Origin of the sequence: Loktanella sp. SALINAS62, assembly GCF_018263905.1 — a bacterium.
Lineage (GTDB): Bacteria > Pseudomonadota > Alphaproteobacteria > Rhodobacterales > Rhodobacteraceae > Loktanella.
Genome location: NZ_JAAFZU010000055.1, coordinates 234,510 through 260,311, shown reverse-complemented (window position 1 = coordinate 260,311; position 25,802 = coordinate 234,510). Strand labels below are relative to the sequence as shown.

Below are 25,802 nucleotides of genomic sequence, written 5' to 3'. Positions count from 1 at the left end.
GGGTGGACGCAAAACTCACCGAACTGCGACCAGCCGCGACCTAACCCTGACGATCCAGCGCTTCTAGCTGGCAGGCGCATCCTGTCAGCGCGGCATAGTCGTCTTCGATGATGGTGACCGGGAAATTCGACATGAATCCTGCAAACCTCCCCTTGTCGCGGAACGCATCACCAAACCCGAATTGGGTCAGATAGGGGCCGAACGCCCGGGCGACGCCACCGGCCAGATAGACGCCACCAAACGGCAGTTGGATCAAGGACAGGTTGCCCGCGACAGTGCCCAGTATCCGGACAAAAATTCGCGCCGCTTCCGCCGCACGGGCATCTGCACCGTCTGCAAGCGCGGTCATGATGTCCTGTGCCAGTATTTCCTTTGGTTCGCCCGCTTCCTGTCCCAAAAAGGCATAGACCCGTTCCAGGCCTCGGCCTGACAGCACGTCTTCGACCGCGGGAAACCCGTGGGCATTGGATACATATTGGCAAAGCCGCAATTCCAGATCCGTTCGGATCGGCAAATTGGCATGACCGCTTTCCGATGCGGTCACGATCCGCCCCCGTGGGGTTTCGAAAACGGGGGCGGCGTTGAACCCGGTGCCGACCCCGATCACCAGTTTGGTGGCGTCCGGACCGGCGCTGGTGCCGGTCAGAACCTGCCGCAAATGGGCAGGTGCAATATGTCCCAATGCGTGACCCTGCGCCTGCAGGTCGTTCAAAATGGCGACCTTTTCCGAACGGCTGGCGCGCGCAAGCGTATCGGTGTCAATCGTCCAGTCCAGATTAGTCATCGCGGCGCGCCCATCGCGGACAGGCCCGGCAACAGCGACGCAGGCGGCATGTGGATCAACGTGACCTTGGTCATCGCAATACTGGCGGATCACGCTTTCCAAGCCGGTGAAATCGACGTTGCGATAACGCTTTACGGTCGCAGGCATCACATCCGCCCCTTGGGCAAGTGCGATCCGTGTGTTCGTCCCGCCGATATCGGCGACAAGGTTGTAACTGTTGGCTTGCCGAATGGTCATGCTGGGTCCTGCCGTGCGATCGCGGTTTTGAGCGCGTGGTAAGACGATTTCGGCGTGCGGTCCAGAGTGTCAAAGTCGACGTGCACCAATCCGAACCGCTTTTCGTAACCAAAGGCCCATTCGTAATTGTCCAATAGCGACCAATAGAAAAACCCCTGTAAATTGACGCCTTGGCCGATGGCAGCATGCATCGCCTGCAAATGGCTGTCGATAAACCCGGTCCGCGCGTCATCTGCATGACCGTCCGTTTCCGGCCAGGCCATGCCGTTTTCAGTGACGAACATCGGCAGGGTTCCCACGTAATCCTTTGCCATGCGGATCAGGGTGTCCTGTAGTCCTTGGGGATAAATTTCCCAGCCCATCTGTGTTTTATCAAGCGGACCGCCGACCGGTGCGGTGGCAGGCCATGGCGCGTTTTCGACCGCCTGCACCAGCCCGCGCGTGTAATAGTTCACACCCAGAAAATCGATCGGCTGGCTGATTTCGGCCATGTCGTCTTGCCAGTTGGCGGGCAAATGGGGTTCCAGACCGTCCAGCGCCTCTGCCGGGTAATGGCCTTTGGCGATGGCTTCGATGAACCAGCGGTTGTGGGTTGCGTCCTGTGTGGCCGCCGCGCGTCGGTCGGCGCTGATATCACTCGCGGCCTGTGTCGCTTCGAAATTCAGGACGATTCCGCAGGTGTCCTGACCCATGTCGCGCAACCGGGTCATGGTGCGGCCGTGCGCCTTGTTCACGTGGTGCATCGCACGCGCGGTTGCGCGGATGTCGCGTAGACCGGGCGCATGATGGCCCAGAAAATGCGACAGATAACTGACGCACCACGGCTCATTCAGGGTCGCGATGGAATGGACGCGGTCACCGATACGGCGGGTGATCACCTCTGCGTAATCGGCCATCCAGTCGGCCACATCGGGATTGGTCCAGCCGCCCAGATCAGCCAATGCCGACGGCATTTCCCAATGATACAAGGTTTGAAACGGTTTCAGTCCGCGTGCCATGCAGCCATCGACCAGCCGATCATAAAAATCAAGTCCGTCTTGATTGGGCGTGCCGCGCCCGTCGGGCAGGACACGCGCCCAACTGGTCGAGAATCGGTATGCATCCATGCCTGCGTCGGACAGCAGGTCCAAATCCGCATCCATCCGGTGGTAGTGGTCGCACGCGATTGCCCCGTTTTCGGCACCCACGACGTTGCCGGGGGTTGCGGAAAACGTGTCCCAATGGGTGGGTCCGGCCCCGCCAAAGCTGTGGCCTTCGATCTGGTAGGCCGCGGTCGCTGCGCCGAACATAAAATCAGTCGGGAAATCTGCGCGTCGAAGTTTCATTTCTGTCTCCAGTAGGGGTTGCTGTGATCAAGCGACATGGCTGCCGAAATGGCAACCCGGTCACATGCGGCCCGTTGCCAAAGTCACCGGGCAAGGCTAGTGCGCTGGCACTAAACTGGATTGACCAAGGGAACGACTATCATGACCGCCATCGCCGCACGACGGATTGACAACATTGCCAACCCTGACTGGTGGCGCGGGGCCGTGATCTACCAGATTTATCCACGCAGTTTTCAAGACAGCAACAGCGACGGTGTCGGTGATCTGCTGGGGATCGTGAACCGTCTTCCCTATATCGCGTCGCTGGGTGTCGATGCGATCTGGATTTCGCCGTTCTTCACCTCTCCGATGAAGGATTTCGGCTACGACGTCAGCGACTACTGTGATGTCGATCCGATGTTCGGTTCCGTCGCTGATTTCGATGCGGTCGTGGAAACGGCGCATCGGTTCGGCATTCGGGTCATGATCGATCTGGTGCTTAGTCATACATCCGATCAGCATCCCTGGTTCAGGGAAAGTGTCATCGACCGCACCAATCCCAAGTCGGATTGGTATGTGTGGTCCGACCCCAGACCTGACGGCACGCCGCCCAACAACTGGCTGTCGATCTTTGGTGGGAGCGCGTGGCAATGGTCGTCGCGGCGCGAACAATATTATCTGCACAACTTTTTGACCAGCCAGCCGGACCTGAACTTTCACATGCCGGCGGTTCAAGATGCGTTGTTGGACGTGGCACGGTTCTGGCTGCACCGGGGTGTCGACGGGTTTCGACTGGATACGATCAATTTTTACACACATGATCTGGATCTGCGGGACAATCCCGCGCTGCCAAAGGATCGCCGCAACGCCACGATTGCGCCGTCGGTGAATCCCTACAATCACCAAGAGCATTTGTACGACAAAAACCGCCCTGAAAATCTGGCGTTTCTGCGCCGCTTGCGGGCAGAGATGCAGCCGTTTGGTGCCGCCGCCGTTGGAGAGGTCGGAGACGCGCAGCGCGGTCTGGAGATCATGGGTGAATACACCCGTGGCGACGATCTGATGCATATGTGCTACGCGTTTGAATTCCTCGCATCCGATCAGCCCACGGCATCGCGTATTGTCGATGTGATGAAACAGGTCGACGATGTGGCGAGGGACGGCTGGGCGTGCTGGGCGTTTTCCAATCACGACGTGGCACGCCATGTCAGCCGGTGGGGATTGTCGCCAGCCGCAGCGCGGATGTTTGTGACACTGATCATGTGCCTACGCGGATCGGTCTGCCTGTACCAAGGCGAGGAACTGGGCCTGCCAGAGGCGGATGTGCCCTACGATCAGTTGCAAGACCCTTATGGCATTGAATTCTGGCCCGAATTCAAGGGTCGCGACGGGTGCCGGACGCCGATGGTCTGGGATGATGACCATCACAATGCCGGTTTTTCGGAAAAGCCGAAAACATGGCTTCCGATCGGGTCGGCGCATCGCGCATTGGCGGTCGCGGCACAAGAGCATGATCCAAATGCGCTGCTGCATCACTATCGCCGTGCAATTTCGTTCCGCCACAATCACGCGGCACTGCGTGTCGGGTCACATGACGGACTGAAAGCAGACGGCAATGTCGTCTATTTCAGCCGCACGTTCGAAAACGAAACGATTTTTTGCGTCTTCAACATTTCGGATCAGCCCAGCGTTTTTGAAATGCCCAAAGGGGAATGGCGCACCACCGCGTCCGAATTGGGCAGCGCCTATATTTCGGAAGACGGCAAATTGCATCTGGGCCCATGGCAGGTGTCACTGTCGCTGGATCGGTCAGATCGGGCATAAATGTCTGAATTTTTGCTGCGCATAATCTAATTAAATCCCGACCGTGCGGGATCGAAATGCGTCGATCCTTTCGTCGTGGGCCGTAATGCAGGTCAGGTCTGTCATGACCCGCATCACGGCCGCCAGAATTAGATAAAAGCGTTAGTTGCGGCGGCGACGCCCGGTACGGGCGCGGCCTTCGCCTTCTTTGACGGGGGCGCGGTTAAAGCGGATCCATTCCGATCCCGACGGGTCGTTGTTGGTCAGAAAGTTGGCGGCGCGGATTGCTTCCATTTCGGACCCGGCGCGGGGCTTTGTGGACCCAAGGCCTGTCAGCATGGCCAGCAGTTCAGGATCGATGTCGTCGGGCACGATGATGCCTGCAGCGGCCATTTCGTCGATCTTGGCCTGCAGCTTGTTCGGGCCGACGGGCAGGGCGACGGGGTTCATGATTGCGGACGTCATGCCCGCCGTCATCGCCATCGGCAGGAACGCGTTGTTGATCCCGTGCCGGTTCGGCAGGCCAAAGCTGATGTTGGACGCGCCGCATGTGGTGTTCACACCCAGTTCTTCGCGCAGGCGACGCACAAGGGTAAAGACCTGCAGGCCAGCGGTCGACATGGCCCCGATCGGCATGACCAGCGGATCGACGACGATATCATGGGCGGGGATGCCGAAATCCGCTGCGCGTTCCACGATCTTTTTCGCGACGGCAAACCGGACGTCGGGGTCTTCGGAAATGCCAGTGTCGTCGTTGCTGATCGCCACGACGGGTACATTGTATTTCTTGACCAGCGGCAACACCAGTTCCAGACGGTCTTCTTCACCGGTGACGGAATTGAGCAGGGGGCGGCCTTCGGCGGCGGCCAGCCCGTTTTCCAGCGCACCGGGGACAGAGCTGTCGATGCACAGTGGCAGATCGACCACCCGCTGGACGCAGGCAATAAGCTGGGTCATCAGCATCGGTTCGACAAAGTTGTTGTCGGCATACCGAGGGTCTTCGGCCATCTTGTTGCTAAAGACCGCGCCCGAATTCACATCAAGCACGTTCGCGCCCGCAAGCGCCTGTGCGATGGCGTCGGATTCAACCCGGCTGAAATCGCCGCGTTCCAGTTCTTCGGACAGGATCTTGCGCCCCGTCGGGTTGATCCGTTCACCGATCACGCAGAACGGCTGGTCAAAGCCGATGATCGCGGTTTTTGTCTTTGATTCGACGACGGTACGGGTCATGCAATATTTTCCTGTGGATTTGCGGGAGCGGCAGAAGCGCCGCCATGGGTCATGGCCCAAGTCGCGTTGGTCTTGATCCCGCCCAGCGGGAAAAAGTGGACGTTGGTGACGTTGAAATCGGGGTTTGCCGCCTTGTGCGCGGCAAGGGCCGTGACGACCTCTTCGGGTTCATAGGGCAGCAGCAGTTTGGTCACGTCTGCGGCGCGTTTTTGCAACACGCGCAGGGACGGGCCGACACCGCAGGCGATGGCGAATTTGATCATCGTCTGCAGCTTGGCCGGACCGGCGATGCCGATATGGATGGGCAGGGTGATGCCCGCGTGTTTCAGGCTATCGGCCCATTCGATGATCGGCTGCGCCTCAAAACAGAATTGTGTGGCAATCGCCATGTCCGCATCGGTGCGCGATTGGAAATCATTTTTCCAGCGCAGGGCTTCGTCGACCCGCAGGCGCGATCCGTCCGTGTCGATATCACGGTTGCCTTCGGGGTGGCCTGCGACATGAATGCGGGTGAACCCGGCCTGATCGAACAACCCGGTTTCCATCAACTGCATGGAATCGCTGAAATCGCCGTGCGGTGCGGTCACGCCACCCGCCAGCAGCAGGCCCTGTTTGACGTCCGCTTCGCCCTGATAGCGGGCGATCCAGTCGGCCAGCGTCGCGCGGTCCTTGATGATGCGGGCCGGAAAGTGCGGCATGACGTTGTAGCCGTCTGCGTTCAAGCGCGCTGCAGTGGCGACCATGTCTTCGATCGGCGTCCCTTCGATGTGGGCGATGTAGACCCGGGTGCCGGCAGGCAGAAGCTGGGTGAAGTCCACAACCTTTTCGGCGGTCCGGGGCATCACTTCGATCGAATAGTCATTCAGGAACGCCTCGACCTCGGCATTTGCGTGGATGGGCGCCTGCGGCGCGTCTTTGCGTTTCAGAAAGGGAAGCAGGGACACGACAGTTTCCTTCAGTCGGAGGGGAATTAAAGACGCCGGAGGGATCATGCCCAGCCGTCTGTTGCAATCAGCGCCTTTAGGCGGTCGGTGGTGTATTCGGCATCCAGTCGCGCCGCTTCGGCGCTTGCAATCGCTGCATCGTCGCCGTCCACGACATAGGGGTCGCCGCGTCGCATGCCCGCCAGATATTCATCTGTCCCTGCGGCACCCGATTTCATCGCAGCACGGTCAATGGCTTGTTCAAACCGTTCCGGAAGCTGGATTTTCTGGGCCTTGCGTCCACGGCCGACCATGACCTGGGCAGGCATGTCGCGCCAGTAGATGATGGTCACGTCGGGCATGTTGCGTGGTCCTTTGGTATGTGTTCTGCGCCTTCTAGCATTCCCCGCGCGGGCCAAACGCCTGTTTTCGACATTCCCGCGCGCTGCCGCGACCGGTATCGCAAGTGCGGCACCGCAGGGCCACCCCGCCAAAGGTCAGAAAGCAACATGATGATGATGCAGCGGCTTCATGTCGCTTGCGTGACGACTGATCTGCCCCTACCTTGAAACTAACTCGAAATAGGAGGGCGTTAAGATGACGCCCATGCGTCCCCATGGTGCGGGCGCGTTCCCCAAAGCGATCGCAACCCCCGCGCCAAATCCCCCGGACCCTGCGCAGCTTTATGCGGCGCTGGATCTGGGAACAAATTCCTGTCGGATGTTGATTGCCCAACCCAAGGGCAGTCAGTTTCACGTCATCGACAGCTTTTCAAAGTCCGTCCAGTTGGGGCAGGGTCTTGAAAGCACGGGAAAATTATCGCGTGCATCCATGAATCGCACGATTCAGGCGATGCGGATCTGCAGGCAAAAACTGGAACGCCACGGCGTCAAACGGATGCGGCTGGTCGCAACCGAAGCATGTCGCCGGGCCCGCAACGGTGCCAATTTCATTGCGCAGGTGCGTCGCGAAACTGGGCTGCAACTGGAAATCATCAAACCAGAGGAAGAAGCCCGGCTTGCTGTTATTTCCTGCGCGCCGCTGGTCAGCACCAAGACCGAACAACTGCTGGTGGTCGATATCGGCGGCGGGTCCACGGAATTGGTGTGGATCGACATCAGCCATGTTCCGGCGCGCGAACGCCCCCGGGCGATCATGCGGCTGCACGCGGGATTCGTGGTGGACCCCGGCCCGTTTGCCGCCGCCAAGGTCGTGGACTGGATTTCGGTGCCCTTGGGTGTCGCCACCCTGCGCGACCAGTTTGCGGATGTGGATGACGATGCCGCGCGATTTGCGTTGATGAGCTGGTTTTTTGAGGAAAACCTTGCAAATTTCGCGCCCTATGCGGCAGAACAATCCCGCGCGGGGTTTCAAATCGTTGGAACCAGCGGCACGGTTACGACGGTCGCGGCGTCGCATCTGGGACTGAAGCGGTATGACCGGACCAAGGTGGACGGGCTGCGAATGACGTCGGACCAGATCGACGCGGTGATCCGCAGCTATCTGACGATGGGTCCGGACGGACGGCGACAGGACCCGCGGATCGGGCGTGATCGGCAAGCACTCATCATGTCGGGGGCGGCAATCCTTCAGGCGCTGATGCGGCTATGGCCGACGGACCGGCTGTCCGTGGCCGACCGCGGCCTGCGAGAGGGGTTGCTTTACGCGCAGATGTCGGCAGATGGGGTGCTGGAAGACGCGCCTTATTGACGGGGCCGATTTTTCTGTGAAAAATCGGTGGCCCCACGCAGGCTGCGATGACTTGGAAGAAGTGCATGGCGAATAAACCGACGAAAAACACATCCGGACGCGGCCAGCGAGACCTGACGGTCAAGGTCAAGACGGCGCGCGGGCGTTCGACGTCTTCGACGCGGTGGCTGCAGCGGCAGTTGAACGACCCTTACGTCAAAAAGGCCAAGGCCGAAGGCTATCGCGGGCGTGCTGCGTTCAAGATACTGGAGCTGGATGACAGGTTCCGGTTTCTTGTGCCGGGGGCCCGTATCGTCGATCTGGGCTGTGCGCCGGGTGGCTGGTGCCAAGTGGCGGCCCGCAGGGTTAATGCCTTGGGTGACCGCACGTCAAAGTCGATCGGCACCGTGCTGGGCATAGATCTGCAAGAGGTAGAGCCCGTCGCGGGGGCCGAAATCCACCAGCTTGATTTTCTGGACGAGGGCGCCGACGAACAGGTCAAGGGCTGGCTGGGCGGTAAGGCCGATGTGGTAATGTCCGACATGGCCGCCAGCGCGTCTGGCCATAAGCAGACCGACCATCTGCGCATCATTGCGCTATGCGAAGCCGCCGCTTATTTCGCGTTCGACGTTCTGGAAGACGGCGGCACATTTGTGGCCAAAGTGCTGGCGGGAGGTGCCGAAGGCGAGTTGCAGAAGCTGCTGAAAAACCGGTTTACAAAAGTTTCAAACGTCAAACCGCCCGCGTCGCGCGCGGACAGTTCGGAAAAGTTCGTGGTGGCGACGGGGTTCAAGGGTCAGCTGACCGACTGACGCCCTGCCATGTCCCAGACTGCAAATTCGACGGCGCGTTTGTCGCGCAACCTGTCTGCCACATCATCTGACAGCGGCGTCGGGACAGACGGCGACACGTTAAGCTGTTTCAGATCGATGGTCGTGTCCAGCCGATGTTCCAGAAATGCGATCAGGCGCGCCTGATCTTCGTAACGGAACAGATGGTCGACACCCAGATTGCCGTCGCCATCCAACACGAATTTCGCCTGCGAACCGACGTTGGCAAAATCGGCGGGCTTGCCCTTGCAGTATTCCAGCACAAAATCATCGAAACTGATGTCCCGGGTGCTGTTGGGATGACCATTAAGGTCATCACGCGACCGATACCGATACCAACTGCCCAGCCAGTCGATGGGATTACGCACGACGGCCATGACTTCGGGTTCCTTGCCGCCGGCCTGCACGAACAATGGTTTGAAAAACCGCCGGTAACGGTAGACCGGCGCGTGTTTGATGGTTGGCGGATCATGCAGCACCATGGCCGCTTTGGGGGCGAGCGCGCCTTCGATTGCTGTGGTGCCGGTTTTGGGGACCGCAAGAAAGACCAAATTTTGTTTCCAAAACACCAGCATGGCGCGTCCCCTTTTGGCCCGACGGATGCACCCTACGCCATGAACGAAGTTTTAACCACTCTGGATGCAACCTGAGGTGACAGAGAAAAAGGTTGAAATGTTCTTGTTTCGGTCTCATATCGGTTAACAAGAACACAGCAAGAACAAAGAGCGGTGATTGCCGCTGTTACAGGTACGTGACATAAGGACGAAACTCATGGCAACGGCAGAACTTCTCAAAATGGCTGACAAGAAAACCGCCGACAAGCAAAAGGCGCTCGAAAGCGCGCTGGCACAGATCGAACGCCAGTTCGGCAAGGGGTCGATCATGACCCTGGGTGGCAAGAATCAGATGCCCGATATCGAAGCGACCAGTACCGGATCGCTGGGTCTGGACATCGCGCTGGGGATCGGCGGCCTGCCCAAGGGGCGGATCGTGGAAATCTACGGTCCTGAATCGTCGGGCAAAACGACGCTGACCCTGCACACCCTTGCAGAAGAACAGAAAAAAGGCGGCGTCTGCGCCTTTGTCGACGCCGAACATGCGCTGGACCCGCAATATGCGAAAAAGCTGGGCGTCAATCTGGACGAACTGCTGATTTCCCAACCCGATACTGGCGAACAGGCGCTGGAAATCGTCGATACGCTGGTGCGGTCGGGTGCGGTCAGCCTTGTGGTGGTCGATTCCGTCGCCGCGCTTACGCCGAAATCCGAACTGGAAGGCGACATGGGCGACAGCAGCGTCGGCGTGCACGCCCGCCTGATGAGTCAGGCCATGCGTAAATTGACCGGGTCGATCAACCGATCTGGCTGCATGGTGATTTTCATCAACCAGATCCGCATGAAAATCGGCGTCATGTTCGGCAGCCCTGAAACGACGACGGGCGGCAACGCGCTGAAATTCTATGCCTCTGTCCGGTTGGACATCCGCCGCATCGGCGCGATCAAGGACCGTGACGAGGTTGTCGGCAACGCCACCCGCGTCAAGGTGGTCAAAAACAAGGTTGCACCGCCGTTCAAGCAGGTCGAATTCGACATCATGTATGGCGAAGGTATCTCGAAGACCGGCGAACTGCTGGACCTTGGGGTCAAGGCCGGAATTGTGGAAAAATCCGGTGCCTGGTTCAGCTATGGTGATGAACGGATCGGGCAGGGGCGTGAAAACTCCAAAACCTTCCTGAAAGAAAACCCGGCCATCGCGATGGAGATCGAGGACAAGATCCGTGCGTCGCATGGATTGGAATTCGATGCTGTCGGCGGTCCTGACGACGCGGACGATCTGGTCGAAATGTAAGCCACGGTGCGGGGCGACACCAGAAACGCCTGACGTGTGGATGATACGCACGGACAATATCCGGGATACGGCGCAAACATCGGTTTGCGCCGTATTTCGTTATCGGGAAATGCGCTGGACCCTTAGGCGCGGGACCGCTATTTCTGCGCGAACCCGTTGATCCGAAAGCGCCTGATATGACCTCACTTGCCGATATCCGTTCCACGTTCCTGAACTTTTACGGTCGGAATGGGCACGAGATTGTGGATTCCAGCCCGCTGGTGCCGCGCAATGACCCGACGCTGATGTTCACCAATTCAGGCATGGTGCAGTTCAAGAACCTGTTCACCGGGCTGGAAACCCGCGATTACCAGCGCGCGACATCGGCGCAAAAATGCGTGCGTGCGGGCGGCAAACATAATGATCTGGACAATGTCGGCTATACAGCGCGGCACCATACGTTCTTTGAAATGCTGGGGAATTTCAGCTTTGGCGATTATTTCAAGGACGACGCGATCGCTTTTGCCTGGGACTTGCTGACGCGTGATTTCGGTCTGAACAAGGACAGGTTGCTGGTCACGGTCTATCACAGCGACGACGAAGCGGTGAACATCTGGAAAAAGGTTGCGGGCCTGAGCGACGACCGGATCATCCGCATTGCGACCGACGATAATTTCTGGCGGATGGGCCCGACCGGTCCGTGCGGCCCCTGCACCGAAATTTTCTATGACCATGGCGACCATATCTGGGGCGGTCCTCCGGGCAGTGCCGAAGAAGACGGTGACCGATTCATCGAGATATGGAACCTTGTCTTCATGCAGAACGAACAGTTCGAAGACGGCACGATGCGCCCGCTGGACATGCAGTCCATCGACACAGGCATGGGGCTGGAACGGATCGGCGCGCTGCTGCAAGGCAAGCACGACAACTACGACACCGACCTGATGCGCGCCCTGATCGAAGCGTCGGCGCATGCAACCAGCACCGACCCCGACGGGCCGGGCAAGGTGCATCACCGGGTCATCGCCGACCATTTGCGCGCCACGTCGTTCCTGATTGCCGAAGGCGTGCTGCCCAGCAACGAAGGGCGCGGTTACGTCCTGCGCCGGATCATGCGCCGTGCGATGCGGCACGCGCACCAGTTGGGCGCCCAGGACCCGTTAATGCACCGGCTTGTGACCGCGCTGGTGCAGGAAATGGGTGCGGCCTATCCTGAACTGGGGCAGGGTAAGGCGCTGATCGAAGAGACTTTGAAGAACGAAGAAGTGCGTTTTCGTCAGACCCTTGATCGTGGTTTGAAACTGTTGGACGACGAACTGGCCATATTGCCCGACGGCACAGACCTGCCGGGTGAGACGGCGTTCAAGCTGTATGACACCTTTGGCTTTCCGCTGGATCTGACGCAGGACGCGCTGCGTGAAAAAGGGCGCGGCGTGAACACCGAAGGATTCAATTCCGCCATGGCCGAACAAAAGACCAAGGCACGCGCCGCTTGGTCGGGCAGCGGCGAACAGGCCGACGCGTCTGTCTGGTTCGATATTGCGGAAGCCAAAGGCCTGACCGAATTTCTGGGCTACGAGACGCTGAATGCCGAAGGCCAGATTGCTGCCGTCGTCGTTGATGGACAACCCGCAGAGGTCGGCAAGGATGCGGTCCAGATTGTCCTGAACCAGACACCTTTCTATGCCGAAAGCGGCGGTCAGGTCGGCGACGCGGGCACACTGAAAACCGAAACCGGCATGGTGCGGATCACCGACACCAAAAAGGTCGCGGGCGTGTTCATTCACATCGGAGAGGTCACAATGGGCGAGGTGCGGCGCGGTCAGGCCGCGGTGCTGTCCGTCGACGTGGACCGTCGTGCCGACATTCAGGCCAACCATTCCGCCACCCACCTGCTGAACGAAGCCCTGCGCGAAGTGCTGGGCGATCATATCGCGCAGCGCGGATCACTGAACGCACCGGATCGGTTGCGGTTTGATTTCAGCCATCAAAAGGCGCTGGATACAGCAGAACTTGCGCAGGTCGAACGTGATGTGAACCGACTGATCCGCCAGAATACGACCGTTGAAACCCGGATCATGACCCCCGACGATGCGCGCGCGCTAGGGGCGCAGGCGCTGTTCGGTGAAAAATACGGCGACGAGGTGCGGGTCGTGTCGATGGGCCGCAGGGACGGGTCCGGCAAGGGCGTGGACGGGCATACATATTCGCTGGAATTGTGTGGTGGCACGCATGTATCGCGTTTGGGTCAGATCGGGGCGTTCGTGCTGCTGGGTGACAGTGCATCCAGCGCCGGGGTCCGGCGGATCGAGGCACTGACCGGACAGGCGGCGCTGGATCACCTGAAAACCCAGGGCGAGGCATTGGCCCAAGCCGCTGCAACCCTAAAGGTGCCCGCTGCGGATGTGGCGGCGCGGGTCAAGGCGCTGATGGATGAACGCAAGGCCTTGGCCAATGAAGTGGCGCAATTGCGCCGCGACGCGGCGATGGGCGGTGGCAGCGGTCAGGCTGCTGACGGTGTGGACGTCAACGGCACCCGGTTTCTGGGGCAGGTGATGGACGGCGTGTCGGGCAAGGATCTGCCCGCATTGATCGACCAGTACAAGGATCGGCTGGGGTCGGGTGTGGTATTGCTGATCGCGGACGCTGGCGGCAAGGCGGCTGTGGCCTGCGGTGTCACGGCGGACCTGACGGGCCGCGTGTCGGCCGTTGACGTCCTGCGTGCCGCAGTCGCGGAACTGGGTGGCAAGGGCGGCGGTGGCCGGCCCGACATGGCGCAGGGCGGCGGTGCATCTGTCGACAATGCCGATGCCGCTTTGACGGCTGCGAAATCGGTTTTGGAGGGTTTATCATGAAAACCGCACTTTGGATCGCCCATGTGACGGTCACGGACGAAGAATCCTATGCCCGCTATGCGGCACTGGCGACGGGGGCGATTGCGGACCATGGCGGCGTGTTCTTGGCGCGTGGCGGCGATTACGAAACGCTGGAAGGACCGGACCGGTCGCGCAACGTCGTGGCGCGGTTCCCGTCCAAACAGGCCGCGCACGATTGTTACTACTCTGACGCGTACCAAGAGGCGTTAAGCCATGCCAAGGGCGCGTCCGTCCGAGAGTTGAGCATCGTCGAAGAGCTGTGACCGCTATTCGCGGTCTGGCCGCGATGATGGCGCAGCATGCCCGGCCCGGTCGGCTGGACTGGATCGGCCTGCGTGCCGCGCGCCGGGCCGATGTGCAGCCGGTTCATGACACGCAGGTCGATCAGGCCGGGTTGGTCGGTGATCACGGTCGGCCCGGCAAACGGGCGGTGACGCTCATTCAGGCGGAACATCTGCCTGTGATCGCCGCGCTGATCGACGCGGCGGTGTCGCCCGAATGTCTGCGGCGCAATCTGGTGATTTCGGGGATCAATCTGGCGGCCCTGCGCAAGGACCGGGTGCGGATCGGCGATGTCATTTTACAGATCGAGGGACCCTGTCCACCCTGTTCGCGAATGGAAGAAACATTCGGTCCCGGCGGTTATAACGCCGTGCGCGGTCATGGTGGCTGGTATGCATCTGTGGTGACGACTGGCCGGATCGCACTGGGGGACAGTGTCACGCGGGTGGAGGACGAGCCAGATGGAACGCCGTCACCTGCGCGCTAGTGCACCGTTCATGGTGCAACTGTTAAGGTGTCGTGGCGCGCCCTGAACGGGCGCGCCAATGGTTCAGGATGCCGCGCGGGACGCGCGTTTGCGTTCATGCGGGTCAAGGTGACGCTTGCGCAGACGGATCGCGTTCGGCGTGACCTCGACCAGTTCGTCGTCGTCGATGTAGGCGATGGCCTGTTCCAGCGACATGGTGACGGGGGTCGTCAGACGCACTGCTTCGTCGGTGCCGGACGCACGCACGTTGGTCAGTTTCTTGCCCTTGAGCGGGTTCACTTCCAGATCGTTGTCGCGGGAGTGTTCACCTATGATCATGCCGGTATAGATCGGTTCCTGCGCGCCGATGAACATCTTGCCACGATCTTCGAGGTTCCACAGGGCAAAGGCGACTGAAATCCCGTTTTCCATCGAAATCAACACACCCTGACGGCGACCTTGGATCGGACCCTTGTATGGGGTCCAGCCATGGAAAAGGCGGTTCAACACACCCGAGCCGCGTGTATCGGTCAGGAATTCGCCGTGATAGCCAATCAGACCGCGCGACGGGACATGCGCGATGATGCGGGTCTTGCCAGCGCCTGCCGGTTTCATCTCAACCAGTTCACCCTTGCGCGGGCCAGTCAGTTTTTCGACCACGGAACCGGTGTATTCGTCATCAACGTCGATGGTGACTTCTTCGACGGGTTCCAGACGGTTGCCGTTTTCGTCGCGGTCAAAGATCACCTGAGGCCGCGAGATTGACAGCTCGAACCCTTCGCGGCGCATGTTTTCGATCAACACGCCCATCTGCAATTCGCCGCGGCCAGACACCTCGAAGGCATCGCCGCCGGGGGTGTCGGCAATCTTGATGGCGACGTTGACTTCGGATTCTCTCATCAGGCGTTCGCGGATCACGCGGGACTGCACTTTTTTGCCATCCTTGCCAGCCAGCGGGCTGTCGTTGATGCCAAAGGTCACTGTGATCGTGGGTGGGTCGATAGGCTGGGCGGGGATTGCGGTATCGACGGTCAGATCGCACAGCGTGTCGGCCACGGTCGCCTTGGTCATGCCTGCGATGGTGACGATGTCGCCAGCTTCGGCCACGTCGATGGGCTGCTGGCCCAGACCGCGGAACGCCAGCACTTTGGACACGCGGAACTGTTCGATCTTGTCACCATTGCGCGACAGCGCCTTGATGGTTTCGCCAGCTTTCAACGATCCGGCTTCGACGCGCCCGGTCAGGATGCGCCCGATGAACGGATCAGCGGACAGGGTGGTTGCCAGCATCTGGAACGGTTCGTCCTTGCGGCTGATCTGCTTGGGCTTCTGCACATGTGTGAGGATCAGATCGAACAGCGCGTCGAGGTTTTCGCGCGGACCGTCCAGCGTGGCGTCACACCAGCCCGCACGGCCAGATGCGAACATGACCGGGAAATCAAGCTGGTCGTCGTCAGCTTCCAGTGCTGCAAACAGGTCGAACACGTTGTCCACGGCCTGATCGGGTTCACCGTCGGCCTTGTCGACCTTGTTGACCACCACGATCGGGCGCAGACCCAGCGCCAGCGCCTTGGATGTGACGAATTTCGTCTGCGGCATCGGGCCTTCGGCGGCATCCACCAGCAGGACGACGCCGTCGACCATGGACAGGATGCGTTCAACTTCGCCACCGAAATCGGCGTGGCCGGGGGTGTCGACGATGTTGATCCGCGTGCCTTTCCATTCGACGCTGGTACATTTTGCCAGAATCGTGATGCCGCGTTCGCGTTCGATGTCGTTGCTGTCCATCGCCCGTTCGGTCGTCGCTTCGTTTTCGCGGTAGATGCCGGATTGCTTCAGAAGCTCGTCCACCAGTGTGGTCTTGCCGTGGTCAACGTGTGCGATGATCGCGATATTGCGAATGTCCATGTGGTCAGCCTTTGTACGGAGTTGCGCGCGCCATACAGCGCGCAGCACACAAAGGCCAGCCCTAGTGCGGTGTGACGTCAGAGAACACCTGAATCACGACGATTCCCACCATGATCAGGGCCAGACCCAGCACCGCAGGGGTATCCAGACGCTGATTGAAGATCAGATAACTAAACCCGGTGATCAGCACGATTCCCAGTCCAGACCAGATCGCATAGACCACACCGACCGGCATGAATTTCAGCGCCAGCGACATGAAATAGAAGGACGCGAAATAGGTGGTCAGACACAGCACCGTCGGCCACAGCCGGGTGAACTGCTGACTGGCCTGCAGTGACATCGTGCCGATGGTTTCCAGCGCGATCGCAATGACGAGCCACAGGTAGTGCATGGGGTGGACCTAACGGCTTTGACGGTGGTTATCACGTCGCAACATAGCGATCACGGCGATGGTTGAAAGTGATGATCAGGTTCAGCACAACGGCCCCCATCAGGGACCACATGACGACGGTTGCGGGAAACAGCAGCAGCGCCGCGGCAAAGATCACGCCGTCGACCGCAAGTTGCAGATAACCGGCCTTGAACCCGGTTGTATCCTGCACCAGCAGTGCGACGATTCCCAAACCCCCCAGACTGCCGTTGTGGCGGAACAATGCCAACAACCCAACACCTGTCAGCGCGCCGAATGTGATTGCCCCGAGAAGCGGCGACAGGTCGGTAAACATCAGATTTGCGGGAATCACTTCGGTCAGCACCGACAGGGCCGTGACGCAGATCAGTGATTTGATTGTGAACGCGCGACCCATCCTGATCCACGCCAGCACATAGAACGGCAGGTTGATGACAAAGAATACCGGGCCGAATGACCAGCCGCTGAGATAGGAAATGATGACGGCAATTCCTGCGGTCTGGCCCGTGATCAGGCCCAGATGGGTCAGAAACGTCAGGCCAAGCGCGCAGAAGAACACGCCAAGCGACATGCCTTGCAGGTCTTCGACAAAGGTGTGGCGCTGAGGATCGGTCATGGCGGTCAGTTAGGACAATAAGCCTGACCCGTCCACGAAAAAGGCCGCCCCGAATCCGGGACGGCCTGAAATTCGCGGAAATGCGTGATTACATCGCGGCGTTCAGGTTGGCGTCGACGGCTTCAAGGAAGCCTTCGGTCGTCAGCCATTTCTGGTCGGGACCGACCAGCAGGGCCAGATCCTTGGTCATCTGACCCGATTCGACCGTATCGACCACGACCTTTTCCAGCGTTTCCGCAAATTCGCGCAGCTTGATGTTGTCGTCCAGCTTGGCGCGGTGCTTCAACCCGCCGGTCCATGCAAAGATCGATGCGATAGAGTTGGTAGAGGTCGCTTTGCCCGCCTGATGCTGGCGGAAGTGGCGCGTTACGGTGCCATGGGCGGCTTCTGCCTCGACGATCTTGCCATCGGGGGTCATCAACTGGCTGGTCATCAGACCCAACGAACCAAAGCCCTGCGCCACGGTGTCGGACTGCACGTCACCGTCATAGTTTTTGCAGGCCCAGACATAGCCGCCGGACCATTTCATCGCGGATGCGACCATGTCGTCGATCAGTCGGTGTTCGTAGGTCAATCCGGCTTCTTTGAACTTGCCCGCAAATTCAGCGTCAAAGATCCGCTGGAAAATCAGCATGAACTGACCGTCGTAATTTTTCAGGATCGTGTTCTTGGTGGACAGATAGACCGGGTAGTTCCGCTTGAGGCCATAGTTGAACGACGCGCGGGCGAAATCCTCAATCGATTGGTCAAGGTTGTACATGCCCATGTAAACGCCGGAGGAGGGGGCGTCGTAGACTTCTTCTTCCATGACGGTGCCGTCTTCACCGACGAATTTCATCGACAGCTTGCCCGGTCCGGGGAATTTCATGTCCGTCGCGCGGTATTGGTCACCGAACGCATGGCGACCGATGACGATGGGCTGGGTCCAGCCCGGCACCAGACGCGGCACGTTGGAACAGATGATCGGTTCACGGAAAACGACGCCGCCCAGAATGTTGCGGATCGTCCCGTTGGGCGATTTCCACATCTTTTTCAGGCCAAATTCTTCGACACGGCCTTCGTCCGGGGTGATCGTGGCGCATTTCACGCCGACGCCGATTTCCTTGATCTTGTTGGCGGCGTCGATGGTGATCTGATCGTCGGTGTCGTCGCGCGCCTCTATCCCCAGATCGTAGTACAGCAGATCGACGTCAAGGTAGGGCAGGATCAGCTTTTTCTTGATGAAATCCCAGATAATGCGGGTCATCTCGTCGCCGTCGAGTTCGACGATCGGGTTCTCTACCTTGATCTTGGACATGGTCACTCCGGTGTTTGGGCTGCATTTCACAACGCCTTACCGTAAAACCGGCAGGTCGAAAAGATGGTATACGAATGTATGCCGAATTTTACGCTAATCCGCGCCGACCCGCACATAAGGACCAGAGGTATAGGCCTGTTCAGACGCAAGCGGCACTGTTTCGGTCAGCACGATATTGGCCACGACGGTAATCAGGGCGGTGCAGACAAGGGCAGCAAGAAACGATTTCATATGCGACGCTCCGAGATCTTTTCAGGCTGGGTCTGCCGCACCTGTTCCAGCCACAGGTTATGATGTTCATGCGCCCATTCTTCGTCCACGTCGCCGCGGCCCATGGCGTCAAACGCGCCTTCCATACCGACGGTGCCCAGATAGATATGGAAAAAGATGATCGCAGTCAGGATCAATGCCATGGCCGCGTGCCAGATCTGGGCCAGCGCCATTTCTTCTTGCGGGGCCAGATCGGTGGGCAGGGGGGACAAGCCGACCCATGACAGCACACCGATATCGTTGATGATGCCGAACGTCTTGGCAAACAGGTTCAGCTGGAACGGGAACAGCAGCGACAGACCCGACAGTGAAATGGTCAGGCCAAACACGATGACGGCCCAGAAAATCAGCTTTTGCCCGGCGTTGAATTTCTTGGCGGGCGGGTGGCCGCCACCAAACATGCCGCCGCCGCGTGCCAGCCATTTCAGATCGGTGCGGTCGGGGATGTTGTTCATCACCCACATCACGAAAATCATCACCAGCGCGATCATGAAAGCCCAGCTGATGTTGTCATGCACCCATTTGGACGCCGACGCGACAGCGGCAAAAGATTCGTGTCCAAAGATCGGTATGAACACCTTACGCCCGAACAGCGACAGCAGGCCGGTAACACCCAGAACGATGAAACTGGTTGCAAGCAACCAATGGCCAAAGCGTTCGATCGCCTTGAACCGTTCGACACGGCGCCCGGTTGGCGGGTGGTCCATGCGCATCTTGCCCCGGAAAATGTAGAACACCGCAAGCAGTGCCAGCGACCCCAGCAGGATCACGCCCCCCCAGAATGCCAAGGGACCGCGCCGCGCTTCCAGCCATGTCATGCCGCCGTCCTGGATCAGCGTCGTCGCCGCCGGACCGTTGTTGACCGATGTCACATCGGCGCGGTCATAACGCAGCGCGCGCCACTGGTCACTGTCAGACGCCACGCCGGACGGCCCCAGAACCCCTGATGCCGGGATGTCACTGTCAAATCCGGTACTTTCGCGGCGGGCACTGTCATCGACAGGCGCACCGTTTTGCCGCCGCAGGATATCGTCCAGCGTTGCCGCCCCCCCGGTCGTTGCGCGATCCCCCATGGTCGGGACCGACCCGGCCCCGGTGGCGGAATCGGTCTGCGCCGCACCTGTGACAGCAGGGTCCACGTATTGCGCAAACGCCGGGCCGGTCAGGCCGACAGACAGAACTAGGGCGGCAAAAGCCTTTAGCATGGATCGCTCCCGGAATTTTGAAATGGGCGGGGCGCGCCCACAGACTGCGCGCCCCGTGTCACAGGCTATTAACCCTGCTTTTCGCCATAAGCTGTGCCCCAGCCCCATGCGCCAGCGCCAAAGCCGCGCGCCACGACACGTTCGCGGTAGATCGCGGATACGTCGTCGCCGTCACCAGCCAAAAGCGCCTTGGTCGCGCACATTTCGGCGCAGATTGGCAACTTGCCTTCGGCGATCCGGTTGCGGCCGTATTTCTGGAATTCGGCCTGGCTGTGGTTTTCTTCGGGTCCACCGGCGCAGAAGGTGCATTTGTCCATCTTGCCACGGCTGCCAAAGTTGCCGGCTTGCGGAAACTGCGGCGCGCCAAACGGGCAGGCATAAAAGCAGTAGCCGCACCCGATGCACAGGTCTTTGGAATGCAGCACCACGCCGTCGTCGGTCTGGTAGAAACAATCCACCGGGCAGACCGCCATGCAGGGCGCATCCGAACAATGCATGCAGGCCACGGAAATCGACCGTTCGCCCGGTTTGCCGTCCTGGATCGTGACGACCTTGCGGCGGTTGATGCCCCACGGCACTTCGTGTTCGTTTTTACATGCGGTGACGCAGGCGTTGCATTCGATGCAGCGTTCAGCGTCGCAAAGGAATTTTGCGCGTCCCATAGTATCTCTCCTTACGCTACGCTGATTTTGCAGAGTGTGGCTTTGGTTTCCTGCATCTGGGTGACGCTGTCATACCCATAGGTCTGTGCAGTATTGGTCGATTCACCCAACACGATGGGGTCCGCACCTTCGGGATAACGTGACCGCAGGTCTTCGCCTTCCATGACACCGCCAAAGTGGAACGGCATGAATGCGACACCCGGTCCGACACGTTCGGTCACCATCGCAGCCACCCTGACACGACCGTTTTCCGGGCCTTCGACCCAGACCTGCTGGCCGTCGCGCACGCCGATGTTGTTGGCGTCGCGCGGGTTGATTTCCACGAACATCTCTTGCTGCAGTTCCGCAAGCCACGGGTTTGACCGGGTTTCGTCACCGCCGCCTTCGTATTCGACCAGACGCCCAGAGGTCAGCACGATCGGATGGCTTTCGGAAAAGTCGTTTTCCTGAATAGAGGCATACAGGGTCGGCACACGCCAGAACGTCTTGTCTTCGTAGGTGGGATAATCCGCCACCAGATCGCGACGTGGCGTATACAGCGGTTCACGGTGGATCGGCACAGGATCGGGGAACGTCCAGACCACGGCACGCGCCTTTGCATTGCCGTAAGGCGCGCAACCATGGGCGATGGCGACCCGCTGGATGCCGCCCGACAGATCGGTTTTCCAGTTCACGCCACCGGATTTCTCGTTGTAATCGCTCGGCAATTCGCCCTGCTGGCTGGTTTCACCGACTTCTTCCTGACCCGGTTGCTGATCGCGGAACCCCGCGACCCAGTCGATCATCGCTTTTTCGTATGCGGTCAGATCGCTGTCCCAACCCAGTTCGCGCAGCATCGCCATCGTGAATTCGGGATAGCCGTCCTCGATCTCGGAGCCGGGGTTGGTCACACCTTCGGCCAGAAGATTGTCGCCGTCGCGTTCGACGCCGAAACGCGCGCGGAATGGCAAGCCACCTTCTGCGACCGGCAGCGACATATCATACAGGTTGGCCGAACCGGGGTGGTTCAGTTCCGCCGTGCCCCATGCAGGCCAGGGCATGCCGTAGAAATCACCATCCGCCGGGCCACCGTTCGCACGCAAGGTCGTGCGGTCGAATGTGTGCTGGTTCGCCATGTGCATTTTCATGCGTTCGGGGCTTTGTCCCGTATATCCGATCGTCCACATGCCGCGGTTGAATTCGCGTGTGATGTCTTCGATGTTGGGCTCGTCGCCTTCGACGGCGATGTTGCGGAACAGGCGGTCCGAAAATCCGAATTTATCGGCCAGCAGTTTCATGATGACGTGGTCAGGTTTCGATTCGAACATCGGGTCGATGATCTGGTCGCGCCATTGCAGCGACCGGTTCGATGCCGTGACCGATCCGCGCGTTTCGAATTGCGTGGTCGCGGGCAGCAGCCACGTGTTGTCCTGACGGTTCTGCATGACGGCGGACACGGTCGGGTAGGGGTCGATCACCACCAGCATGTCCAGGCTTTCCATCGCCGTGACCATTTCCTTTTGCCGGGTCTGGCTGTTTGGCGCGTGGCCCCACAGGACCATCGCGCGCGTGTTGTCGGGCTGCTGCAGGTTTGCGGAATCTTCCAGCACGCCGTCGATCCAACGGCTGACCGTGATCCCCGACAGGTTCATCATTGGCGTGTCGTTGAATGTCGCGTCACTGAACCGGCCTTCCAGCCAGCTAAGGTCTTCTTGCCAGACGCGGGCCCAATGCGCCCAAGCCCCCGGTGCCAGACCGTAATAGCCGGGCAGTGTATCGGCCAGCACGCCCAGATCGGTCGCACCCTGCACGTTGTCGTGGCCGCGGAAAATGTTGGTGCCACCGCCAGCGGTGCCCATGTTGCCCAGTGCCAGCTGCAGGATGCAGTAGGCGCGGGTATTGTTGTTGCCGTTGGTGTGCTGCGTGCCACCCATGCACCAGATCACGGTGCCGGGACGGTTGTTGACCAGTGTGCGGGCCACGCGTTCCAGCTGTTCGCCGGGCGCGCCGGTGACGCGTTCGACCTCTTCCGGGGTCCAGTTCGCGACTTCAGTCCGGATTTGATCCATGCCCCAGACGCGGGTGCGGATGAATTCCTGATCTTCCCAGCCGTTTTCAAAGATGTGCCACAGGATGCCCCAGACCAACGCGACATCGGTGCCGGGCCGGAACCGGACGTATTCGTCCGCATGGGCTGCCGTGCGGGTAAAGCGAGGATCGCAGACGATCAGGGGTGCGTTGTTTTCTTCCTTGGCCTTCAGGACGTGCAGCAGCGACACGGGGTGCGCTTCTGCGGGGTTGCCGCCGATGATAAAGATTGCCTTGGAATTGTGGATGTCGTTGTAGCTGTTGGTCATGGCGCCGTAGCCCCATGTGTTCGCCACACCGGCCACGGTGGTGGAATGGCAGATCCGCGCCTGATGGTCGACGTTGTTGGTGCCCCAATAGGCCGCGAATTTGCGGAACAGATAGGCCTGTTCGTTGTTGTGTTTGGCCGATCCCAGCCAATAAACGGAATCCGGGCCGGATTCTTCGCGGATTTTCATCATGCCGTCGCCGATTTCATTGATGGCATCGGCCCAGGACATCCGTTGCCATTCACCGGCAACTTTCTTCATCGGGTATTTCAGGCGGCGTTCGCCATGGGCGTTTTCGCGCACGGCTGCCCCTTTGGCGCAATGCGCGCCCAGGTTGAACGGGCTTTCAAATCCGGGTTCCTGTCCGATCCAGACGCCGTTATCGACCTCTGCCAGGACGGTGCAGCCGACGGAACAATGGGTGCAGACGGATTTGATGATTTCGACGTTGGCCGCGCTGACCTGCTGGGCGCTGGCCGGGGCCACGGCACCGCCGGTCGCGGCGATTGCAGACAAGCCCCCGATCGCAAGGCCAGAGCCCCGCAGGAAGCCGCGTCTGTCGATGGTGCCGCGCGGCGTGTCACCGGCAATACCCGGACGGGCGCGGCGGTTATCGGTCTTTTTGCGAAGCATGGTGTCCTCCCTCTGGCCGCGCTGTGGCGGCCGGCATTGAAATCAGAAGCGGGCGCTGGCCAGATAGGCACGCGTGTGATCGGTGTCCTGCATGGTGGTGGCGGACAGATCGACGGGTTTGGCCTGTGCCTTATCCGGCGAGGACAGGGCCACAGCCGCGATTGCTGCGGGTGCGGCGGTGCCTGCGAGCTTCAAAAAGCCCCTGCGGTTTGTGCCTGTTGTCTCTTTGGTCATCTGTAATCCTCCCCTTCGTGTTTCCGGGCGTCCCCGTGTTGTTGTGTGTCAGGCTGCGAGCCTGAAAGCCTCTCGTTCGATGGCCATGAACGCGGCCCCCACCGCGCCCACATGCGCATACAGGTCCGCCGATTTGGCCTTGACCAGATCGTCAAAGAAGTGACCGGCCCAAGGGCCGATATGTTTGGCGTAGAAATCTTTCTGCGCCGCAAGCGACACCGGCGCGCCGAAGCGTCCGACGATCATGCCGCCCATCATTTCCATCAATGATGCGGCGTTGTCTTCGGGTTCGAACACGTTGTCGGATCGCACGATACGCATATCCGACATATCGCGGCGCAGACGCGCCAGCGGTTTTTCGTTCAGAAATCCGGTCAGGTAATAGCTGGCATAGGGCAGCAATTCGCCGCGTCCCAAGCCGATGAACAACGCGTTGTATTCGCGGACCAGCGCCTTTGGACGGGCGGTGCGCGCGGCCTGCGACAGCCCGGTGATCGCCACCCCCAGATCGGTGTCGTCACCGGTCAGCTGTGCCGTCTGGTCCAGCAACATCTGTTCGGGCGGCGCGGACAGCATCACACCCAGATAGTTGTAAAGATCGGCGCGCATGCGGTCTTCGGGGTCAAGATCGCTCATGCGTCAGTCCCCTGAAATGCAAACCGCATCCGGCGCGGGGCTGGTGCATCGGTCATATCCGCGTCGGCGGGTGTATCCTGTTCCTGCGCATCCTGTTCCTGCGCGGCCTGCGGCTGTGTATCCGCCGACTGTGCGTCCGGGGCGGGTGCGACCGCAAAACCGGTATCTGCGCTATTGCCGGGCTGATCCGCCGCGGCTGTCACAATGTCAGAAGCTGCGTCAGCATCATCAATCATATCGTCCTGTGTGGCCGCCGCGTCTTCCTTGGCTGCCATGGCTTCGATATGCTTCAGCAGGCCGCGTCCGACCTGATAGCTGGTGCGGACCGGGCCCTGATCCATCGCCATCGCACGGTAATCATCGTCGTAATCGTTCAGGCCATCGACGCAGGCCAGCACCGGGTTGGACCGCCACAATGTGCGCAAAGCCCGTTTGCGCAGATAGGCCGGAACAGCCTTGGCCATGAAGGCCGCGAAATCATCGCCTGTTTTCAGCGTATCGGGATCGGGAAGGTTCAGCAGGCGCAACACGTCTTCTTCGGGCAGGTCGTCCAGATCGACGGAAGGCTCTTGCGCGGCCTCTGCGGCGACGTCGGCATGCTTTGCTGCTTCGGCTTCTGCCTCTGCTTTCAGACCGGCGCGGCGTCGTTCGAAAAAGGATGCCACGCTGCTCATGTCATGGTGTCCCGCTGCGTCGGCGCGCGGTAGACGTCGGTGGGCTGGCTGATGCGCTGATCGCCGATGCCGTGCTGCGTGCCATCGGTCGCCACGCTGTCCCGGCGACGTTTCACAAAGGGCGTGTCGACATGGTGCCGCGCGACAAAGGTTTCGACCCACGTGCGCAGGGCGGCGGGCATCGCGACCTTTTCAACGATATCTTCGCCGTTGTCGGCGTAATCCTGCGCTTCGAACGGTGACGCGGTGACGGATACGACCGTCAACGGTGCATCCGGACGCTGCGGATTGTCGCGCATGATAATATAGACCGACGGCACCCGCGTCTGCAGTTCATGCACATAAGCTTCGGTATCGGCGACATGCAAATCCATGTCCAGCGTGGCTGCGTGGAAATAGGTCACATCATGCGCTGCCCGCAGTTCCATCCAATCGGCGGGCCCGGCACCGGGCAGCACGTCGGTTGCGACCCACGACCATTTCGCCCAACGTGTGACGCCCGGCGCACGACGCACCACGACGCCGACCGGCAGCGTTTGCTGGTCAGGGGTCGTCAGGCGCAGGGCGCTGGTATCTTTCATGGCTGTCCCGGTTTTTTGGCTGTTGCTATCTTGGCAGTCGAAAGCCTGATTTTGCAAGTCATAACTCTGCTTTGCACTGGTGCAAGATTT

The 25,802-nt window shown here is 60.0% G+C and carries 25 protein-coding genes; 7 read left to right on the top strand and 18 right to left on the bottom strand.

Annotated elements, in window-relative coordinates; genetic code table 11:
• Positions 1 to 40 precede the first annotated feature (40 nt).
• A complete protein-coding gene (locus GZH79_RS15780; protein WP_211644718.1) occupies positions 41 to 1,021 on the bottom strand; it encodes an ROK family protein in 981 nt (326 codons plus the stop codon).
• Positions 1,018 to 2,346, bottom strand: a complete 1,329-nt coding sequence (locus GZH79_RS15775) for a GH1 family beta-glucosidase (protein ID WP_211644717.1) — start codon at positions 2,344 to 2,346, stop codon at positions 1,018 to 1,020. The genes GZH79_RS15780 and GZH79_RS15775 overlap by 4 nt, the downstream gene beginning before the upstream one ends.
• 141 nt (positions 2,347 to 2,487) lie before the next feature.
• On the opposite strand from GZH79_RS15775, the gene GZH79_RS15770 reads away from it, so the two are divergent.
• Positions 2,488 to 4,149 (top strand): alpha-glucosidase, encoded by a 1,662-nt coding sequence (locus tag GZH79_RS15770; protein ID WP_211644716.1) that lies wholly within the window; start codon positions 2,488 to 2,490, stop codon positions 4,147 to 4,149.
• A 141-nt stretch (positions 4,150 to 4,290) separates the two neighbouring features.
• Here the strand turns inward: GZH79_RS15770 and GZH79_RS15765 are convergent, their stop codons facing one another.
• The 3 genes from GZH79_RS15765 to GZH79_RS15755 are packed head-to-tail and all read right to left on the bottom strand — an operon-like array spanning position 4,291 to position 6,643.
• Entirely contained in the window at positions 4,291 to 5,358 is a 1,068-nt protein-coding gene (locus GZH79_RS15765) for a methyltetrahydrofolate cobalamin methyltransferase (protein ID WP_211644715.1), read from the bottom strand.
• The gene (locus GZH79_RS15760; RefSeq protein WP_211644714.1) at positions 5,355 to 6,350 is read right to left on the bottom strand and encodes a methylenetetrahydrofolate reductase; all 996 of its coding nucleotides are present in this window, start codon (positions 6,348 to 6,350) and stop codon (positions 5,355 to 5,357) included. Before GZH79_RS15760 ends, GZH79_RS15765 begins: the two co-directional genes overlap by 4 nt.
• A complete protein-coding gene (locus tag GZH79_RS15755) occupies positions 6,347 to 6,643 on the bottom strand; it encodes a virulence factor (protein ID WP_211644713.1) in 297 nt (98 codons plus the stop codon). Before GZH79_RS15755 ends, GZH79_RS15760 begins: the two co-directional genes overlap by 4 nt.
• A gap of 235 nt (positions 6,644 to 6,878) precedes the next feature.
• Between GZH79_RS15755 and GZH79_RS15750 the strand changes: the two genes are divergently transcribed.
• Together GZH79_RS15750 and GZH79_RS15745 are read left to right on the top strand one after the other, a co-directional pair.
• A complete protein-coding gene (locus GZH79_RS15750) occupies positions 6,879 to 7,991 on the top strand; it encodes a Ppx/GppA phosphatase family protein (RefSeq protein ID WP_211644712.1) in 1,113 nt (370 codons plus the stop codon).
• Between the two features lie 65 nt (positions 7,992 to 8,056).
• Positions 8,057 to 8,782, top strand: coding sequence for an RlmE family RNA methyltransferase (locus GZH79_RS15745; RefSeq protein WP_211644711.1), 726 nt, complete (start codon positions 8,057 to 8,059; stop codon positions 8,780 to 8,782).
• Here GZH79_RS15745 and GZH79_RS15740 read toward each other — a convergent pair.
• Positions 8,767 to 9,375, bottom strand: coding sequence for a gamma-glutamyl kinase (locus GZH79_RS15740; RefSeq protein WP_211644710.1), 609 nt, complete (start codon positions 9,373 to 9,375; stop codon positions 8,767 to 8,769). The two genes, GZH79_RS15745 and GZH79_RS15740, sit on opposite strands and share 16 nt — an antisense overlap.
• Before the next feature lie 196 nt (positions 9,376 to 9,571).
• Between GZH79_RS15740 and recA the strand changes: the two genes are divergently transcribed.
• The 4 genes from recA to GZH79_RS15720 all read left to right on the top strand — a co-directional run bounded on the left by recA (position 9,572) and on the right by GZH79_RS15720 (position 14,272).
• Positions 9,572 to 10,648: a recombinase RecA gene (gene recA, locus GZH79_RS15735; protein WP_211644709.1), complete on the top strand. Its 1,077-nt coding sequence runs from the start codon at positions 9,572 to 9,574 to the stop codon at positions 10,646 to 10,648.
• A gap of 176 nt (positions 10,649 to 10,824) precedes the next feature.
• Positions 10,825 to 13,482, top strand: a complete 2,658-nt coding sequence (gene alaS / locus GZH79_RS15730) for an alanine--tRNA ligase (protein ID WP_211644708.1) — start codon at positions 10,825 to 10,827, stop codon at positions 13,480 to 13,482.
• Complete coding sequence (locus tag GZH79_RS15725) at positions 13,479 to 13,766, top strand: DUF1330 domain-containing protein (RefSeq protein ID WP_211644707.1); 288 nt, start codon at positions 13,479 to 13,481, stop codon at positions 13,764 to 13,766. Before alaS ends, GZH79_RS15725 begins: the two co-directional genes overlap by 4 nt.
• Positions 13,767 to 13,771: 5 nt before the next feature.
• Positions 13,772 to 14,272, top strand: coding sequence for an MOSC domain-containing protein (locus GZH79_RS15720; RefSeq protein ID WP_349291232.1), 501 nt, complete (start codon positions 13,772 to 13,774; stop codon positions 14,270 to 14,272).
• A gap of 63 nt (positions 14,273 to 14,335) precedes the next feature.
• Here the strand turns inward: GZH79_RS15720 and typA are convergent, their stop codons facing one another.
• The 12 genes from typA to GZH79_RS15660 form a co-directional block, all read right to left on the bottom strand.
• Positions 14,336 to 16,159, bottom strand: coding sequence for a translational GTPase TypA (gene typA / locus GZH79_RS15715; RefSeq protein WP_211644706.1), 1,824 nt, complete (start codon positions 16,157 to 16,159; stop codon positions 14,336 to 14,338).
• A gap of 61 nt (positions 16,160 to 16,220) precedes the next feature.
• The gene (locus tag GZH79_RS15710; RefSeq protein ID WP_211644705.1) at positions 16,221 to 16,550 is read right to left on the bottom strand and encodes a multidrug efflux SMR transporter; all 330 of its coding nucleotides are present in this window, start codon (positions 16,548 to 16,550) and stop codon (positions 16,221 to 16,223) included.
• A gap of 31 nt (positions 16,551 to 16,581) precedes the next feature.
• On the bottom strand, positions 16,582 to 17,184 hold the full coding sequence (locus GZH79_RS15705; protein ID WP_211644704.1) for a YitT family protein: 603 nt from the start codon (positions 17,182 to 17,184) through the stop codon (positions 16,582 to 16,584).
• Positions 17,185 to 17,272: 88 nt separating this feature from the next.
• Positions 17,273 to 18,481 (bottom strand): NADP-dependent isocitrate dehydrogenase, encoded by a 1,209-nt coding sequence (locus GZH79_RS15700; protein ID WP_211644703.1) that lies wholly within the window; start codon positions 18,479 to 18,481, stop codon positions 17,273 to 17,275.
• 93 nt (positions 18,482 to 18,574) lie between these two features.
• Positions 18,575 to 18,712 (bottom strand): hypothetical protein, encoded by a 138-nt coding sequence (locus GZH79_RS15695; RefSeq protein ID WP_211644702.1) that lies wholly within the window; start codon positions 18,710 to 18,712, stop codon positions 18,575 to 18,577.
• Positions 18,709 to 19,956: a formate dehydrogenase subunit gamma gene (locus GZH79_RS15690; RefSeq protein ID WP_211644701.1), complete on the bottom strand. Its 1,248-nt coding sequence runs from the start codon at positions 19,954 to 19,956 to the stop codon at positions 18,709 to 18,711. The genes GZH79_RS15695 and GZH79_RS15690 overlap by 4 nt, the downstream gene beginning before the upstream one ends.
• A gap of 68 nt (positions 19,957 to 20,024) precedes the next feature.
• Complete coding sequence (fdh3B, locus tag GZH79_RS15685) at positions 20,025 to 20,618, bottom strand: formate dehydrogenase FDH3 subunit beta (RefSeq protein WP_211644700.1); 594 nt, start codon at positions 20,616 to 20,618, stop codon at positions 20,025 to 20,027.
• An 11-nt stretch (positions 20,619 to 20,629) separates the two neighbouring features.
• Positions 20,630 to 23,587 (bottom strand): formate dehydrogenase subunit alpha, encoded by a 2,958-nt coding sequence (locus tag GZH79_RS15680; RefSeq protein ID WP_211644699.1) that lies wholly within the window; start codon positions 23,585 to 23,587, stop codon positions 20,630 to 20,632.
• Between the two features lie 42 nt (positions 23,588 to 23,629).
• On the bottom strand, positions 23,630 to 23,821 hold the full coding sequence (locus GZH79_RS15675; protein ID WP_211644698.1) for a twin-arginine translocation signal domain-containing protein: 192 nt from the start codon (positions 23,819 to 23,821) through the stop codon (positions 23,630 to 23,632).
• A 48-nt stretch (positions 23,822 to 23,869) separates the two neighbouring features.
• Positions 23,870 to 24,457: a molecular chaperone TorD family protein gene (locus GZH79_RS15670; protein WP_211644697.1), complete on the bottom strand. Its 588-nt coding sequence runs from the start codon at positions 24,455 to 24,457 to the stop codon at positions 23,870 to 23,872.
• Complete coding sequence (locus tag GZH79_RS15665) at positions 24,454 to 25,131, bottom strand: DUF3306 domain-containing protein (RefSeq protein ID WP_211644696.1); 678 nt, start codon at positions 25,129 to 25,131, stop codon at positions 24,454 to 24,456. The genes GZH79_RS15670 and GZH79_RS15665 overlap by 4 nt, the downstream gene beginning before the upstream one ends.
• Positions 25,128 to 25,712 carry a DUF3305 domain-containing protein gene (locus GZH79_RS15660; RefSeq protein ID WP_211644695.1) on the bottom strand — a complete coding sequence of 195 codons (585 nt, stop codon included), beginning with the start codon at positions 25,710 to 25,712 and terminating at the stop codon, positions 25,128 to 25,130. The genes GZH79_RS15665 and GZH79_RS15660 overlap by 4 nt, the downstream gene beginning before the upstream one ends.
• Positions 25,713 to 25,802 lie beyond the last annotated feature (90 nt).